This is a genomic window from Caulobacter sp. GW821-FHT10A10 (assembly GCF_059415745.1).
Map to the genome: position 1 here is coordinate 13,481 of NZ_JBWKNV010000003.1, position 14,704 is coordinate 28,184.

A 14,704-nucleotide genomic window follows, 5' to 3' on the forward strand; every position below is an offset into this window, starting at 1 on the left:
GCGCGATGAGGCCGCGATGCGGCGCGGCGCACGCCGACGGCGACCTGGCGGCCGTCTGGCGTTTAGCGGCGAGAGCAGTTCGCGCGCGGAGCGCGCCTTCCTGCGCCAAGTCTCGAATCCTTCGGCGACCTTGCGCGTTGATGGCTCAAGGAGACCCAAGATGAGCAAGGCCGCCAACGACGACCGGCGTTTTAGCGTGCATGCCCGCCACGCTGGGGCCCACCGCGCGCGCATTGTCCAGGAGCTGTCTTACGAAGCGGCGGCGGTCGCCTATGTCGAGGATCTGGCGATCGCGCCGGACGACGACGGCGAAATCAGCGTCGTGGTGCGCGATCTCGATAGCGGCGGCGAGCATTGCTTTCGGATCGACCTGGAGACCGGCGAGACCGCGCCCTGCTCGGCCTGAGAACAAATCAGGGCGCCCGCCGTTTAAATTCGTGAGCCCCGGTGGGCGGTAAGGATGCTCGACATGGCGTATCGCCCGACCTGGCAGGGACATCTGCGGCTCTCGCTCGTGACCTGCCCGGTCGCCCTCTACACCGCCACCGACAGCGGCGGCGAGGTGCACTTCAACCTGATCAATCCGAAGACCAACAACCGGATCAAGATGATCACCACCGATCCGGATACCGGGCCGATCGAGCGGTCGGAGCTGGTCAAGGGCTACGAAGTCTCCAAAGGCGAGTACATCCTGCTCTCCCAGGACGAAATCAACGCCGTCAAGCTGGAGAGCACCAAGACCATCGACATCGAACGGTTCGTGCCCGCCGAGGAGATCGATCGGGTGTACTGGGACAATCCCTACTATCTCGCCCCTGACGGCAAGCTTGCCCAGGAGGCCTTCGCGGTGATCCGCGAGGCGATGGCCAAGTCCGGGCAGATCGCCCTTGGCCGCGTGGTGATGTCGACGCGCGAGCGCCTCCTGGCGCTGGAGCCGCGTGGCAAGGGGATCCTGGCCTACACGCTGCGCACGGACGCGGAGGTGCGCAAGGAGAGCGAGATCTTCGACGCCATCAGCGATAAGGCGCCCGACAAGGCGATGATCGCCATCGCCGAAAAGATCATCGAGCAGCAGGAGGGACCGTTCGACCCCAGCCAGTTCGTCGATCGCTACGAGGAGGCGCTGAAGGATCTGATCGAGGCCAAGCAGAAGGGCCACAAGGTCGAGAAGGTGGCCGAACCCGAAGACACCAACGTCGTCGACCTGATGGCGGCCCTGCGCGCCAGCCTCGGCGGCAAGGCGCCCGCGTCGGCCAAACCCGAAGCGAAGACCAAGCCAAGGGCCAAATCCGCCACAAGCGCCAAGACCAAGGGCGCGGCCAAGGCGGCTCCCGCTCACAAGTCCCGCAAGGCAAGCTAGGCGTCTCCGCCGGCGGCGCGATAGGCGCGCACCGCGGCCTCCAGCGCCTTCTCCGCGGCCTTGCGCGCCTTGGCCCAATCCCTCTGCGCGGCAAGCGCCTCGGTCTCCAGCGCCTCGCGCCGCCGCTGAAGCTCGGCCTCTCGCTGCAGGCGATCGCGATCGATCGCGCTCAGCGCAGCCTGCGCCGCCTCCAGCCTCGCCCGGTCGGGCGCCTGCACCTTGGCGCGCGGCCTGGCCTTGGCCGGCCGCGGCGACGCGGCCGCCACCTTCAGCTTCGGCTCGGCCCGGCGCGGCGGTTCAGGGACATCCGGCAAGCTAGGCTGGAGACTGAAAGGCTCTTTGGATCCGATGGCGCGGCGCAGCGGGATCTCCGGATGGGCCAGGGCCGCGGCGACGGCGTCGGGCTCGTCGCTGATCTTGGCGCGGCCTTCGGCAAAGAGGTTCTGGCGCGTGCCCCAGGCGGCCAAGGCGGCGGCCTGATTGGGCGCGGCGACCACGCTGTCGTGGAAGCCGAACTGGGCCTGATAAACCCTCATCCGGCGCGGCGATCTCATCCTGGCCACTGCTAGACTTTTCCCTACCGAGTGATCGCCTGCGCCAACACCTGTTCGCCACCACGGTCATGGTTCCAGACAGCCTGCCTGCGGAGCAGCGACGGGGGCGGTTCGGACCCTCTAGGCGGCAAGGTTCTCCCCTTCTCGCGGTGCGTCCACGACAAAGGCGCCAACGCCCGCGCGCCCAGGCGTCCTCACGGCGACACCAGGCATCGCGAAGTCCCTGCAGTCGTTGCCACCATTGTCCATGAAAGATCTCCGTGCTTGGCCTTGGCCATCACGATGAGGCACTGCTGCAGATGGTCCTGGCTCACAGCCTTACCAGCAGACGGTGGAAGCCCGTCGGCGCGGCAAACCGCCGCGCCGACGGGGCCGCCCTTAGTTGTAGAGACTGTCGGGAACCTGTCCGCCATTCTCGGCCAGCTTCTTCATCACCGCCTTGTGCAGGGCGATGTTCTGCTCGGCGCTGCCGGGCTCGCCGGCATGGACGCCCAGCTCGTCGGCCAGCTCCTTGCGCGCCTGCAGGCTGGAATCGAGCTTGAGGAGCTTGAGCAGGTCGACGATCGAGGTGCGCCAGTTGCCGCCGCCGCCGTCGATCTCGGCCATCGACGTCAGGACGGCCTCGACACCGGAGCGGATGGCGCGGACGGCGCTTGGCCCGTTGAGGCGGGAGCCGGCGCGACCGGCGCGACCGCGCTGGCCGTGGCGGGCGCGGGCGCCTCAGCCGAAGGAGCCTTGGCCTTGTCGTGATGGAAGATCCTGTCGACGATCTTGGAAAAAAGGTCCATGGGGCGTCTCCTATCAAATGATGCTTAGTGGGCGGCCGAGGCCAGCCCCTGGACGTGGCTGAGGTGGGCCTTGATCTTGGGCAGGGCCTTGGCCGCGCCGCCCTTTAGTCCCGCGTCATCGCCGCGATCGGCATAGCCCTCCATGAGGGTCAGGGCCTCGTTATGGGCGGCTTCCTGCTGGGTCAGGTAGACCTTGTCGAAGTCGGCCGGGGCCGCGGCGTTGAGGTTGTCGATGAGGCCCTTGCGGCGCTCGTCCAGTCCGGCCGGCGCGGTCCTGCCAGCGGCGATGATCAGCGGCTTGAGGGCGTTGGAAAGCGCGGTGTGGTCGGTGACCATCTGCTTGCCGAAATCCTTGACCGCCTGAGTCTGCCCCTTCTGCTGGGCGATCTGGCCGGCCTGGATCTCGTACATGTCGCTGATCGCGGCGTTGGTGACGAAGGCGTCGGTCGATATCGGCCCGGTTACCGCGGCCGCCGTCCCCACAGCGGTGGAGGCGGCGTCCTGCGCGGCGTTGACGGCCGCGTTGCTCGTGCCCGGATCGGCCGGGGCGGGTTCGGCGTCCTTCTTCTGGCAGGCGACGAGGGTCAGGGCGGCCAAGGCGGCGGCGGTCAAAAGTGAATATCGGGCCATGGTCGGCGTCTCCATCGGTTTCGCGATCGCCCCCGGGGCGGGGCGGCAACTGAACGGCGCGGCTTGCCCGACGTTCCCACCAGGCGCCTGCTCGGCGCCGCCAGTTTCCAAACCAGAGCGGCGACCTCGCCTTCCATCCGGAACGGCCTTGGAGAGCGCTCGTTAACGCGCCACCGGCCACCAGATGAACGCCCCCATGACGAAAGCCGCCGCTTTGCCGGACGCCCCTAGGATCGATGACTACGACGTGATCATCGTCGGCGCGGGTCCGGCCGGTCTGACCGCGGCGACGTACCTTGGGCGCTTTCGCCGCAAGGTGCTGATCCTCGACGGCGGGCCACCGCGCGCCGACTGGATCCCCGAAAGCCACAATACGCCAGGCTTCCCCGGCGGCGTCGGCGGGCGACAACTGCTCGCCGACATGGACCGGCAGGCAAGGCTCTACGGGGCCGAGCGCAGAGCCGCGCGGGCCCAAAGTCTGTCACGCATGGCCGAGCATTTCGAGGTCACGCTGGAGACGGCGCGCGGCGATCTGGCCGGCGCTTCCGCTCAGGTGCGCGCACGCTTCGTGCTGCTGGCTACGGGCGTCGTTGACCGGCTGCCGGACTTGGACGGCATGGAGGCGGCGATCAAGGCGGCCAAGGTGCGCATGTGCCCGATCTGCGACGCCTACGAGGCCATCGATCAGGCCATCGCCGTGCTCGGCGAGGATGATCTGGGGGCGCGCGAGGCCGCGTTCCTGACGACCTATTCGCCAAGGGTCACCCTGCTGCACCTTGGCGATCCAGCCATGCTCACCGATCGGCAGGCCCTGGACGAACATGGCGTGGAGATCATGCCGATCACGCTGGCCGACCTGACCGTTGGACCCGAGACGGTCGCCGTAGCGCGCAGCGATCAGGCGCCAAGACGCTTCGACTGCCTCTACTTGGCCCTCGGCTGCGAAATGCAAGCGGGCCTGGCGACGGCGTGGGGCGCGGCTCACGACGACGACGGCAACCTCATCGTCAGCGCCCACCAGGAAACCTCGGTCGAGGGCCTCTATGCGGCGGGCGATGTCGTGCGCGGGCTAAATCAGATCGCGGTGGCCGCCGCCGAGGCCGCCATCGCCGCCACCGATATCCACAAGCGCCTTAGAGCGCTGTCCCGATGAGCGCTCTCTCCCCTTCCCCTCAGTCCTGGACCAGGCCAAGGGCGTAACGCCGACAATGCTCCAGATAGGCCGCCTCGTGCACGGCCACCAGATCTACGACGCTGGACCACAGCCAGGAGGGCGCATCCAAGGCGCCGGACCGGTTGCGCGACAGGTCGGCGATCCAGGCCTTGCGCGCGGCGCCATCCATCTGACGGCCATGGGCGTGGCCCACCACGCCAGCCAAGGCGCGAGCCGCCTCCATGGCCTGGGCCGGCGCCAGGCCCACGATCTCCAGCTTCATGTCCTGGGGCATCAGCTCGCGCACGAACACGGCCTTGTCGAGCAGTCGGCCTGAGGCCATGCGCTGGCCAAGATGGGGAGACAAGGCCAAGGCTCCCGCCACCACCCGCTCGGCGTTGTCGCGCGGCATGGAGGCTTCCGGATCGCGTGGCGCGGCGGCCTTGATGGCCTCCTTGATGTCGAGGAAGCAGATGTCAGGCTCGCCGCCGCCGCCATTGACCTCCAGCAGCACGGCAAAGCGCAGTCGGCCGAGCGAACTGCAGCCCTTGACCCAATAGGCCGCGTCCAAGACCCGAATGTCGTCCTTCTTGCTGCGGGACTTGAGGCTGGTGACAAGCGCGCGGACCGGATCGCTGGCGCAGATCGCCTCGATTTCGTCGCGCTCGGTCCTGGTGATCGGCCAAAAGCGCCGGCCTATAGGGATCACGGGACGTGCGCCCCGCAGACGATCAGCCGCCAGATGTTTCCAGGTCCGGCGTTCGGCCTCGCGTACAACCGCGCCGATCATCGGCGGATGCGGCGTTTCGGCCTCGAAATCACCTGCCAGGGCCTCTTCGTATCCATCGACCATGGCCTCCATCATCTGGGCGGTGATAACGCCAGGCAGATCCGAGCCGCGCGCCGCGCAGGCCAGCGACAGCCCAAGCCGAATAAGATCATGAGCCGGACTTCCGACGACGGTCTGGTCCAGATCGCGGATCTGGATGTCGACATCGCCCCTGGCGCTGGCCAGCGGTCCCAGATTGCCCAGGTGGCAGTCGCCGCAGATCCACACCGGCGGGCCGCTGGGCAGACCGGAGGGGCGCGCCTCGAGCCAGTCGTAGAACTTGACCGTGCTGCCCCGGACATAGGCGTGGGCCGAGCGAGCCATTTTGAGATTGCGTTTGCGCGCCAGCAAGGGACCGCGCTTGGCGGGGGTGGGCGCGCGGGCTTCTCGCGAAGCGGCCTTGGCCCGAGCGATGTGATCGTCCCTGGCCATCAGATGAGCGCCTGGGCGGGACGGATGCGTCGGAAAACCGCCTCTACGAAACCAAAGAGACCAAAGGCCGCCAGCCCCAAGGCGATCAGACTCAAGACCCAGGATCCGAACGGCTGGCGCTCAAGCGCCTGCAAAGCGCCGCCCCAGCTGTGAACGTCAGCGCTACGCGCCTCCAGCCCCGCCTTTAGCAGGAAGACGCCGGCCGGCAGGGTGGCCAAGCCCCGCGCCCCATAGCCGATCCGGGCCAGCGGCGCGACGACGCGGCAGAGACGCGCATCGCACGTCAAGCGCTTGGAGAAATCCTGTATCAGGCCCTGGACGAGGTTGCCTATCCCGACCCCGACGAGCGTCAGGCCCGCCGCCAGCAGCAGCGCCTCGCCGTGGGGCCAGTTCAGGACGGTGGCGGCCGCGCCGTGGGCGGCCTGTTCCTCATCGGCCTCTGCGACATCCTCGAAGGCGTCGAGCAGTTCCAGGCCCCAGAGCCCAAGCCCGCCGTATATCAGTCCGCTGACGGCTTGACCAACGCGCACGGCGATCGCCTTAGGGGAGACGCCATGGCGATCGGCGTCGAGGCCGGCCTGCAGGCCGCGCCATATCGCAAAGCCCAGCAGGCCTAGCGAGACAGGAGTCACGATCACCAGACCAGGCGGCCAGGCGGCCCAGGCCGCCAGCATCGCCTTGGCGCCGCGCGCCCGCGGCGTCAGATCGACAGCGGCCATGAGCACGATCGCGCCCAGGCGCAGATAGACAACGCCGCGGGCGGCGTAGCCGAGCCGGCCGGCCCATTCGAGCCCCTGTATGATCTCATCCCGCGCCGCTAGGCGCCTGAGACGCCGGGTCCACGGCTGTGCTTCTGCTCGCCCCAATTTGCGATCCTCGCGCCTGCACCAACGCCCAAGCGCTGCCGTCGGGCAGGCTGAACGGCGCCCTCCCCGCGAACGTTCCGTGATCGATGCTGCGGCCAGTCAAAAGATCGCCGGGCGCCCTCGTAAACACCTCCTTGAGCAGCGCTTGCAACCTCCTGTGGCATGACGTGTTTCGGCCCTGCTCGCGGCGGCGCGGGCGCGTCTTTCAAGAGTTTCTTCTTCATGTCGCAGGCCGCGAGCCCCATCCCCACCGTGGGCGAAATCCTGGCGCCGGGCGCTCGCAACCACCGCGGGCCCAGCGCGCCAAGCATCCAACCGCCCGCTTCAGCCGTGGCGCTAGCCCTGTCGCGCAAGGCCGCCAAGGGTCAAGCCACCCTCGTTCACCTGGCGTCCAGCGAACGCCGCGCCGAGGAAATCGGCCGGGCCCTGGCTGGCTTCGCCCCCGGTCTCGAGGTCCTGGTGCTGCCGCCGTGGGACTGCCTGCCCTATGATCGCGCCTCGCCTTCGCGGGATGTGATGGGGCGGCGCATGTCGATCCTTGGGCGACTTGCGCAGCCGGCGGGCCGGCGGGTTTTGGTCACCTCGCCCGAGGCTATCGTCCAGAAGCTGCCGCCGGCGGCGCTGGCGCGCGAGACGGTGCTTGAACTTCGGCGCGGCGCCGTGCTCGACCGCCAGGCGCTTGGCGACTTCGCCGCAGCCGCTGGCTATGTGGCCGACGAGCGCATCGATGAGCCCGGCGAGATCGCCTTTTTGGGCGAGGTCATCGACATCTTTCCCGCGGACGGCGCCTGCCCGGTGCGTATCGCGCTCGACGCTGGCCGGATCGCCGAAATACGAACCTTCGACCCCTTGAGCCAGCGTTCTTCAGGCGAGCTCGAAACCCTCCGCCTTGGCCCGGCGAGCGAGCTGATCCTCAGGCCCGGCGCCGATGGCGCGGTTCCCGAGCGGCAAGCCGGGGCCGAGCACGCCATGGTCGACCACTACGGCGCACTGGTCTCGCTGTTCGAGCTTTTGCCCAAGGCCAGGCTTTCCATGGACGTCAAGGCCGCAGCGCGCCTGGACGAGGTCGAGGCGCACGTGCTGGACGCTTTCGAGGCGCGAAAGACGCTTGGCGGGGCGGGCCCTGAGCCTGGCGCGCCCGGAGACCTCAACCTCCTGGGCGCGGACCTGAAGGCCGCGCTCGCCAGCTGGTCGGCCGTGCGCCTGGAGACGCGCGGCTTCGAACCGGTGACGAACCTTGCTCTCCAGCGCAATCCCGGCCGGGCCTTTTGCGATCTCGTCGACCATCATCGTCAGGCCGGGCGTCGCGTGGTCTTGACAGGCTTGGGGCAGGAGCTTCGGCCGCTTGCCCGTGCTCTGGCCCGCGGCCTTGACCTCAAGCCCCTGCCTTGCGCCGACTGGGCGCAGGCGCTCGCCAGTTCCCTGGACACAGTGGTCAGCATCGAGCTTGACCTCGACACCGGCTTCATCGAGGCGGCCAACCAGCTTGCCGTGATCGCCGCCAGCGACGTGGTCGGCGGGCGCACCGCCGCGCGCGGCGCAACCAACTTGCAGGATCTTTTGGTCGAACCCGAACTTCGCCCCGGCGACGTCGTCCTGCACGAAGATCACGGGGTGGGGGTGCTGCGTGATCTGGCCCGGATCGAGGTTGACGGCGTAGGCCATGACACCTTGCAACTGGAGTATCATGGCGGCGACATTCTGCAGGCGCCCGTCGAGGAGATCGGCCGCGTCTGGCGTTACGGGGCAGAAGAGAGCGCGGTAACCCTCGACCGGCTCAAGGGCGAGGGTTGGTCCAAGCGGCGCGCCGAGGTTCATCAACACCTGGAAGCGGCCGCCGCCCGACTGGTGGCCCTGGCCAAGGCGCGTGAGGAAAGGGTCTGCCCGCCCATCGTCGCGCCCAAGGCGGCCTACGCCAAGTTCGCCGCTCGCTTTGCCTATCCCGAGACGCCCGATCAGTCGGCCGCCATCGAGGCGGTCCTGGCCGACCTCGCCAGTGGACGGCCCATGGACCGTCTGGTGTGCGGCGACGTCGGCTTTGGCAAGACCGAGGTGGCCTTACGGGCGGCCGCGGCCGTGGCCCTGAGCGGGCGCCAGGTGGCGCTGGCCGCCCCGACGACGGTCCTGGCTCGCCAACACGTCGAAACCTTCAAGCGGCGGTTCGCCGGCACGGGGATCGGCGTGGCTCAGCTGTCGCGCCTGGTCAGTCCCGCCGAAGCCAAGGCGGTCAAGCAGGGCCTGGAAGCGGGCCAGATCGGCGTGGTGATCGGCACACAGGCCCTCGCGAGCAAGGACATCGGCTTTAGTGACCTTGGGCTGATGATCATCGACGAGGAACAGAAGTTCGGCGCGGCGCTGAAGGCGAAATTGCGCGCCATGGCCGTGGACGGCCATCTCCTGACCCTGACGGCCACGCCGATCCCTCGCACCCTGCAAGCGGCGATGATCGGCGTGCAAGATGTCAGCGTCATCGCCAGCCCGCCCGCCCGCAGGCGTCCGATCCGCACGTTCCTGGCCCCTTTCGATGCGGCCAGCCTGCGCCTGGCGCTCATGCGCGAAAAGCGCCGGGGCGGGCAGAGCTTCGTCGTCGCGCCGCGGATCGAGGACATCGATCTGCTGCAGACCCAGTTGGCCAGCCTCGTCCCTGAGCTGCAAGTGCGTGTGGCCCACGGCGATCTGGCCGCCGAGGCGGCCGATGCGGTGATGGTAGGCTTCGCCGATGGCGACGGGGACGTTCTTCTGGCCACCAACATCATCGAGAGCGGGCTGGACGTGCCGCGGGCCAACACCATGGTGGTCTGGCGGCCCGACCGCTTTGGCCTGGCTCAGCTTCATCAGCTGCGCGGCCGGGTCGGCCGGGGCCGCGTTCAAGGCGTGGCCTATCTTTTGTCGGATCCGGATGAGGACCTTTCCGAGGCAACCCGCGCGCGGCTTTCGACGCTGGAGGCGTTCGATCGCCTGGGATCGGGCCTGGCCATCAGCGCCCGCGACCTTGATCTGCGCGGCGGCGGCGATCTGGTCGGCGAGGATCAGGCCGGACATATGCGAATGATCGGCGCGGGGCTTTACCAGCGCTTGCTGGCCAGAGCCCTGCGGGTGGAGCGCGGCGAGACCGGGGCCGAGGATTGGACGCCCGATCTGCAGATAGGCAAGCCCGGCGCGATCCCGACCGCCTACGTGCCCGACGCGGTGACCCGGATCAATCTCTACGCACGGCTTGCGAGAATGGAGGACCAAGGCCAGATCGACGCTTTCGAGGGAGAGCTGGAGGATCGCTTCGGCGTCCTCCCCCCGCCGGTCGGCACACTGCTTGACCACGCGCGCCTGCAGCGCCTGGCCAAAAGCGCGGGCGTGCGTCAGGTGCGCGCCGGCCCCAAGGGGGTGTCGCTCACCCCGGCCAGCGCTTCGCCGGCAGAGGCCATGACCGCCCTGTCGCGGTGGCGCGAGGTCCTGACGGTCCGTGAGGACAAGCTCGTCGTGGCCAAGGCCAGCGACGGCGAGGCCGAGCGCCGCGCGCTAGTCCACGCCTTGCTTTGCGCGCTGAGCGGCTAGAGACGATCGCCTCAACTGTCCCGCGGTCTTGCCGCCGCCCGCTGGATGATCGCCGGGCCGGCCAGAAACCGCACTTGTCCCTAAGCCTGCAACACAGCCGCGCGCCGGCGCGTTGACTTTGTTCATACCGTAAGGATCCGCGATGACCAAGGAACGTAGCGACGACAATCCCAAGCCGCCGCAAGAGGTGGCCGACCGGATCTGGGAGCTGGCGGAAAAGATCGACATCGCGATGTTCACCACCTGGGACGGCGAACAGCAGCACAGCCGGCCGCTTTCGGCCCGGGTGCGCCGCGACGAGCACGCCGTCCATTTCCTCGTCGATGTCGAAGGCGGCAAGAACGACCAGATCGAGCACTTCCCCGCCGTCTCCTGCGCCTGGGCAGACAACAGCCACTACAAGTATGTGGTGATGGCCGGCTCGGCGCGGCTCAGCAACGACCGCGAGAAGATCACGGCGCTGTGGTCCGACTTCGACAAGGCCTGGTGGGAGGACGCCAGCGACCCATCCATCCGTCTGATCACCTTCACCCCCGATCAGGGCGAGCTCTGGGCTAGCCCCGGCAAGACAGTGGCGCTGGTCAAGATGGTCCTGGCCGCGGTGACCGGCGCGGCCCCGCAAATGGGCGACAACGCCAAGGTCGATCTATGAGGCGGCGGCTGATCCGCACGCGGTAAGGGCGAGGGCCTAGCCACCTGCGGCCATTCCACCGCTCAGCTGAATGGCCAAAACATGCTCGCCGCGGCCTCCCCTGCCGCAGCGGCTGGCTCAGAATTCTACAGCTCAAGCGACGGGCAAGCGCTTGCCGGCCTTGGCCAGGCCGCTCCACGCTCGTCGCGCCAATTCATCCTCAATCGGCAAGTCATCCACGTGAGGCGGGATGAGCCGGCGCATCAACGCGCCAAGCTCTCCTGCCTCGTGCGCCTAGGGCCCTCATGGCGTTCGGCCCATCGCCAGCGGCGCGGACGCCTGGCTGACATCGACCCAGCTGAAGCTTTCGCCCCGCGCACTGGCCTCCTCGCATAGTCTTGCCGCGCAGGCCCTCGCCATGTCCGCCTGGTCGAATTCCTCGACCAGGTCGCTCCCTACCAAGACGCCGAAGCCTGCCCTCGACCGCGCGACGATAATGATCATTTGATAGGATCGCGCGGCGCCGCATTCGGTTTCAGCTGCCGAATGGGAATTTTAGCTCGCCTCGAAACAGGCGCAAAACTCGAGAAACTTGGATACGCCAGGCGCCTGCCGAGGGCGGCGCCGGACCCCACGCCGTCGGCGCCAGGGCGCTATTGAGGCGATTTTTCGAGCGGCTGGCGATCGAAACGCCGGGGTCCGACCGGAGCGGCGCCCCACCTTCCCAAGCCTCGTCTGCACCGCTCGCCCGCGAAGATCTTGGCCGACCAGCTCACGCTTTGGGCTGGTGTGGTTCCGCCTCAGCGGCAAAGCGATACGGCAAGGCCGCCTTGCGTGGGTGGAAAATGACACCCGGCTCCAGGCAAGATAGACGCGACGAGGCTCAGTATGGCGACATGGCCGCAGCGGGTGCGCTCGCGGCAGCCTCGCTGATCGATCGTCACAAACCATAACCTAGGATAATGCGCGACCTTGGGTTCTTGGCGATCCGGGACCCATGGATGAGCAAGCAGCGGCGCGGGCCGGGGCGCCCGGGGCGACGAGGGGACACCTTGACGAAGTCTTCGATCTTAGCGGCGCCGAACGTGCGGCGCTGACGGCCATCTTGGGTCCCGCACAGCATCTCCCACGAGACCATGTGCTCAAGCGCGACGGAACCGAGCCGACACACCTTTTCTTGCTCGTCGACGGCTGGGTCGCGTCGTCGATCACGGTCGCTTCCGGTCGCCAGCAGACGGTCAAGATCCATCTTCCGCGCGATGTCCTGGGTACGCCAAGCCTTTGCGTGACCCGGACGGCCGAATGCCTGACGGCGATCACCCCGATCACAGTGCGACCGGTATCACGCGGAGACCTGATGGGGGTATTGGCGCGTTTTCCGCGCATCGCGGCGGCGCATTTTCTAGGCGCCCAGCGTGAGCGCGTAACGCTGATGGAAGCCCTGGCTCTGATGGGGGCAGACCGACGGATCGGTGCGCATCGCCGGCATGCTGGTCGAGCTCTTCGACCGCTTGGGCGCCCTTGGTCTGGCCGATCAAGGAACCATGCCTTTCCCGCTGACCCAGGGCCAGGTCGGGGATTTGGTGGGCCTTAGTCCCGTCCATGTCAGCCGAAAATTCGGCGCGATGGAGCGCGCCGGCCTGATCCAGCGCGGCGTGCGCACGATCAACCTGCTGGATCTTCGGCGGCTTCGGTCTATGACCGGCTTGCCCCGGCACGCCTTTGTTCGCGAACCGGAGTGGATCAACTTCACCTGACCCGGGCAGAAAACCCCCAAGGTCTCTCCAGTCCGCCTTAAGACCCGCTATCTGCCGGCCTGCTCGGCGAGGTCGAAGCCGCTGATCAGCAGATCGACGGGAAAGCTCGATAGCCGGACCACGCCGCCTTGCGCCGCTGGCCCGTCGGGGAACTGGCTGGCGTCGATCCTGGCGACGTCGGCTACCTTTTCGCACGCCCGCCCCATGGACGGGTCGGCCGGGATCAGCACCACGGCCTGGGGGTGGCACTCCTGCAGCAGCTTGATCAGTTCGGCGACGATCATCGTTCTTCAACCCGACGCAGGCTCGGGGTCGCCGCCTTGCTCCTGGGCGATGTCCGGCGAGCTGGAGCCCGTCGAGGCGCTGGCCCGGGGCAGCTGGGCTCACCGGCCTCGTAAGCGGCGAAGCTGCGCGGTTCGCTAGGGCTCGCCGGCGCGATCGACACCATCGCCGTGGTGGTCGCATCTTGGACTGGAGCGCGGACCGGCCGCGCCGCAAGGCGCGCGAAAAGCGCGGCGTATTCGGCGGCGGACACGCGCCAGGAGCTATCGGACGCCATGGCGTTGAGCTGGACGCGCCGCCAGCTGACCGGATCGCGGTAAAGAGCGCAGGTCCGGCGGATGGCGTCTTCAAGCATGTCCTGGGTGGCCGGCGCGAACTGCACGCCGGTGGCGGCCGAACGGGCGATCCCGGCGGTGTTGGCGTCAATGATGGTGTCTGACAACCCACCGGTGCGCGAGACGACCGGGATGGCCCCATACCGCATGGCGCAAAGCTGGGTAAGGCCGCAGGGCTCGAAACGCGACGGCGCCAGGATCGCGTCAGCGCCGGCCTGGATGAGATGGGCGAGGTCTTCCCGGTAGCCCAAGAACCGGCCCATGGCGCCGGGATAGCGCTCGGCGGCCTGCGAAAACGCAGCCTCATACCGCGGTTCGCCCTGGCCGCAGACAATCAGCTGGGCGCCCTCGGCAAACAGCACCGGCAGGGCGCCCAGCAGCAAATCGACGCCCTTCTGGTCGGTCAGCCGGCTGAGAATGCCAAAGAGCGGGGCTTCGGCGTCCGGACGAAGGCCAAATTTGGCTTGAAGGGCCAGCTTGTTGATGGCGCGGCGTTCGAGCGTCTCTGCCGTGTAGCGAACGCTGATGTCGGTGTCGGTCTCGGGGTTCCAGACGTCCGCGTCGATGCCATTGAGGATGCCGACCAGCGATTTGGCGCGGGCCTTCAAGAGCCCGCCCAGGCCCATGCCGCCCTCTTCGGTGGTGATCTCCGCCGCGTAGCTTGGAGAAACGGTGGTGACCTGATCGGCGAACTGAATGCCGGCTTTGAGGAAGCCGATGTCGCCCCAGTATTCGACACCGTCGATGGCCATGGCCTCCGCCGGCAGCCCGAGCTTGGTCCGCAGGCTGGCCGGGAACAGTCCCTGGAAGGCCAGATTGTGGATCGAGAGCACGACCGGCGGCGCCCGAAGACGGCGCTCCTTCTGGGCATAGTGAAGGTAGGCCGGGGTCAGGCCCGCATGCCAGTCGTGGGCCTGGATGACGTCGGGCTGGTAGTCGGCCAGGAGACCAAGGCCGATCTCGGCGGCGACCTTGGCCAGAGCAGCGAAGCGCTGACCGTTGTCAGGCCATTCGACCCCCGGCGCCTGCAGATAGGGATTGCCCGGTCGGTCATAGAGGTGAGGCGCGTCGATCACCAGGAGGTCCAGAGCGCCCGCCCTCCCACGCAGCAACCGCGCCGGCGCGCCCATCAGGCTAGAGAAGCGATGGACCACGCTGGGCGTTTCCAGCGCGGCTTTCACCGCCGGATAGCCGGGAACCAAGGTCACGACCTTGACGCCCTCGCGCGCCAGAGCCAGTGGCAGCGCCCCGACGACGTCGGCCAGGCCGCCGGTCTTGATCAGGGGGAAAATCTCCGCAGCGACCGAAAGGATGCTGGGGGCGCTCATCGGACGGCGCCGAATTCAGGACCCTGATGCGCTTCCTCGCAACTGCACAATAAGCTCTGCCACGCCCCGAACGCCATCGCCGCTACTCCTTGAGATGCCTCGGAAACAACGGGAGAGACCAAGGGTTCCGGGAATATTTTTTGATGGCTCCCGGCACAGATTGATCGCCTGATCGTTGTGCACTCGCAGCAATTTGGAGATGGCGGG

15 protein-coding genes are annotated in these 14,704 nt (G+C 67.8%); 7 read left to right on the forward strand and 8 right to left on the reverse strand.

Translation table 11 applies throughout. The features are described 5' to 3' along the window. Window positions 1–160: 160 nt before the first annotated feature. Window positions 161–406: a DUF5961 family protein gene (locus tag AC07NS_RS09310; RefSeq protein ID WP_494602853.1), complete on the forward strand. Its 246-nt coding sequence runs from the start codon at window positions 161–163 to the stop codon at window positions 404–406. Window positions 407–469: 63 nt separating this feature from the next. Beyond that, entirely contained in the window at window positions 470–1,360 is an 891-nt protein-coding gene (gene ku, locus AC07NS_RS09315; protein WP_494602854.1) for a non-homologous end joining protein Ku, read from the forward strand. Here the strand turns inward: ku and AC07NS_RS09320 are convergent. The 3 genes from AC07NS_RS09320 to AC07NS_RS09330 all read right to left on the reverse strand — a co-directional run bounded on the left by AC07NS_RS09320 (window position 1,357) and on the right by AC07NS_RS09330 (window position 3,332). Then, window positions 1,357–1,896 (reverse strand): hypothetical protein, encoded by a 540-nt coding sequence (locus AC07NS_RS09320; protein WP_494602855.1) that lies wholly within the window; start codon window positions 1,894–1,896, stop codon window positions 1,357–1,359. The genes ku and AC07NS_RS09320 overlap by 4 nt on opposite strands. A 396-nt stretch (window positions 1,897–2,292) precedes the next feature. Then, a complete protein-coding gene (locus tag AC07NS_RS09325) occupies window positions 2,293–2,520 on the reverse strand; it encodes a DUF3597 family protein (RefSeq protein WP_494602856.1) in 228 nt (75 codons plus the stop codon). A gap of 206 nt (window positions 2,521–2,726) precedes the next feature. Further along, window positions 2,727–3,332, reverse strand: a complete 606-nt coding sequence (locus tag AC07NS_RS09330; protein WP_494602857.1) for a DUF4142 domain-containing protein — start codon at window positions 3,330–3,332, stop codon at window positions 2,727–2,729. A 196-nt stretch (window positions 3,333–3,528) separates the two neighbouring features. Between AC07NS_RS09330 and AC07NS_RS09335 the strand changes: the two genes are divergently transcribed. Then, window positions 3,529–4,485: an NAD(P)/FAD-dependent oxidoreductase gene (locus AC07NS_RS09335; RefSeq protein ID WP_494602858.1), complete on the forward strand. Its 957-nt coding sequence runs from the start codon at window positions 3,529–3,531 to the stop codon at window positions 4,483–4,485. A gap of 19 nt (window positions 4,486–4,504) precedes the next feature. Here the strand turns inward: AC07NS_RS09335 and AC07NS_RS09340 are convergent, their stop codons facing one another. Together AC07NS_RS09340 and AC07NS_RS09345 are read right to left on the reverse strand one after the other, a co-directional pair. After that, the gene (locus tag AC07NS_RS09340) at window positions 4,505–5,746 is read right to left on the reverse strand and encodes a DUF2252 family protein (RefSeq protein ID WP_494602859.1); all 1,242 of its coding nucleotides are present in this window, start codon (window positions 5,744–5,746) and stop codon (window positions 4,505–4,507) included. Further along, a complete protein-coding gene (locus AC07NS_RS09345) occupies window positions 5,746–6,612 on the reverse strand; it encodes a DUF1206 domain-containing protein (RefSeq protein WP_494602860.1) in 867 nt (288 codons plus the stop codon). Before AC07NS_RS09345 ends, AC07NS_RS09340 begins: the two co-directional genes overlap by 1 nt. 222 nt (window positions 6,613–6,834) lie before the next feature. Between AC07NS_RS09345 and AC07NS_RS09350 the strand changes: the two genes are divergently transcribed. Next, window positions 6,835–10,164: a TRCF domain-containing protein gene (locus AC07NS_RS09350; protein WP_494602861.1), complete on the forward strand. Its 3,330-nt coding sequence runs from the start codon at window positions 6,835–6,837 to the stop codon at window positions 10,162–10,164. A gap of 142 nt (window positions 10,165–10,306) precedes the next feature. Continuing rightward, window positions 10,307–10,816, forward strand: coding sequence for a pyridoxamine 5'-phosphate oxidase family protein (locus AC07NS_RS09355; RefSeq protein ID WP_494602862.1), 510 nt, complete (start codon window positions 10,307–10,309; stop codon window positions 10,814–10,816). Between the two features lie 282 nt (window positions 10,817–11,098). On the opposite strand, the gene AC07NS_RS09360 is transcribed toward AC07NS_RS09355, so the two are convergent. Next, window positions 11,099–11,299 (reverse strand): hypothetical protein, encoded by a 201-nt coding sequence (locus tag AC07NS_RS09360; RefSeq protein WP_494602863.1) that lies wholly within the window; start codon window positions 11,297–11,299, stop codon window positions 11,099–11,101. A gap of 493 nt (window positions 11,300–11,792) precedes the next feature. Between AC07NS_RS09360 and AC07NS_RS09365 the strand changes: the two genes are divergently transcribed. Beyond that, window positions 11,793–12,389, forward strand: a complete 597-nt coding sequence (locus tag AC07NS_RS09365; protein ID WP_494602864.1) for a Crp/Fnr family transcriptional regulator — start codon at window positions 11,793–11,795, stop codon at window positions 12,387–12,389. After that, complete coding sequence (locus AC07NS_RS09370; protein WP_494603455.1) at window positions 12,274–12,552, forward strand: helix-turn-helix domain-containing protein; 279 nt, start codon at window positions 12,274–12,276, stop codon at window positions 12,550–12,552. The genes AC07NS_RS09365 and AC07NS_RS09370 overlap by 116 nt, the downstream gene beginning before the upstream one ends. A gap of 47 nt (window positions 12,553–12,599) precedes the next feature. On the opposite strand, the gene AC07NS_RS09375 is transcribed toward AC07NS_RS09370, so the two are convergent. Beyond that, window positions 12,600–12,836, reverse strand: coding sequence for a hypothetical protein (locus AC07NS_RS09375; protein ID WP_110117613.1), 237 nt, complete (start codon window positions 12,834–12,836; stop codon window positions 12,600–12,602). Continuing rightward, window positions 12,833–14,497, reverse strand: a complete 1,665-nt coding sequence (gene glgA, locus AC07NS_RS09380) for a glycogen synthase GlgA (protein ID WP_110117612.1) — start codon at window positions 14,495–14,497, stop codon at window positions 12,833–12,835. The genes AC07NS_RS09375 and glgA overlap by 4 nt, the downstream gene beginning before the upstream one ends. Between the last annotated feature and the right edge of the window lie 207 nt (window positions 14,498–14,704).

Bases quoted from the DNA above. Each gene is read 5' to 3' on its own strand.
- AC07NS_RS09310 (WP_494602853.1), top strand. From the start codon at position 161: ATGAGCAAGGCCGCCAACGACGACCGGCGTTTTAGCGTGCATGCCCGC.
- ku (WP_494602854.1), top strand. From the start codon at position 470: ATGGCGTATCGCCCGACCTGGCAGGGACATCTGCGGCTCTCGCTCGTG.
- AC07NS_RS09320 (WP_494602855.1), bottom strand. From the start codon at position 1,896: ATGAGGGTTTATCAGGCCCAGTTCGGCTTCCACGACAGCGTGGTCGCC.
- AC07NS_RS09325 (WP_494602856.1), bottom strand. From the start codon at position 2,520: ATGGCCGAGATCGACGGCGGCGGCGGCAACTGGCGCACCTCGATCGTC.
- AC07NS_RS09330 (WP_494602857.1), bottom strand. From the start codon at position 3,332: ATGGCCCGATATTCACTTTTGACCGCCGCCGCCTTGGCCGCCCTGACC.
- AC07NS_RS09335 (WP_494602858.1), top strand. From the start codon at position 3,529: ATGACGAAAGCCGCCGCTTTGCCGGACGCCCCTAGGATCGATGACTAC.
- AC07NS_RS09340 (WP_494602859.1), bottom strand. From the start codon at position 5,746: ATGGCCAGGGACGATCACATCGCTCGGGCCAAGGCCGCTTCGCGAGAA.
- AC07NS_RS09350 (WP_494602861.1), top strand. From the start codon at position 6,835: ATGTCGCAGGCCGCGAGCCCCATCCCCACCGTGGGCGAAATCCTGGCG.
- AC07NS_RS09355 (WP_494602862.1), top strand. From the start codon at position 10,307: ATGACCAAGGAACGTAGCGACGACAATCCCAAGCCGCCGCAAGAGGTG.
- AC07NS_RS09360 (WP_494602863.1), bottom strand. From the start codon at position 11,299: ATGATCATTATCGTCGCGCGGTCGAGGGCAGGCTTCGGCGTCTTGGTA.
- AC07NS_RS09365 (WP_494602864.1), top strand. From the start codon at position 11,793: ATGGATGAGCAAGCAGCGGCGCGGGCCGGGGCGCCCGGGGCGACGAGG.
- AC07NS_RS09375 (WP_110117613.1), bottom strand. From the start codon at position 12,836: ATGATCGTCGCCGAACTGATCAAGCTGCTGCAGGAGTGCCACCCCCAG.
- glgA (WP_110117612.1), bottom strand. From the start codon at position 14,497: ATGAGCGCCCCCAGCATCCTTTCGGTCGCTGCGGAGATTTTCCCCCTG.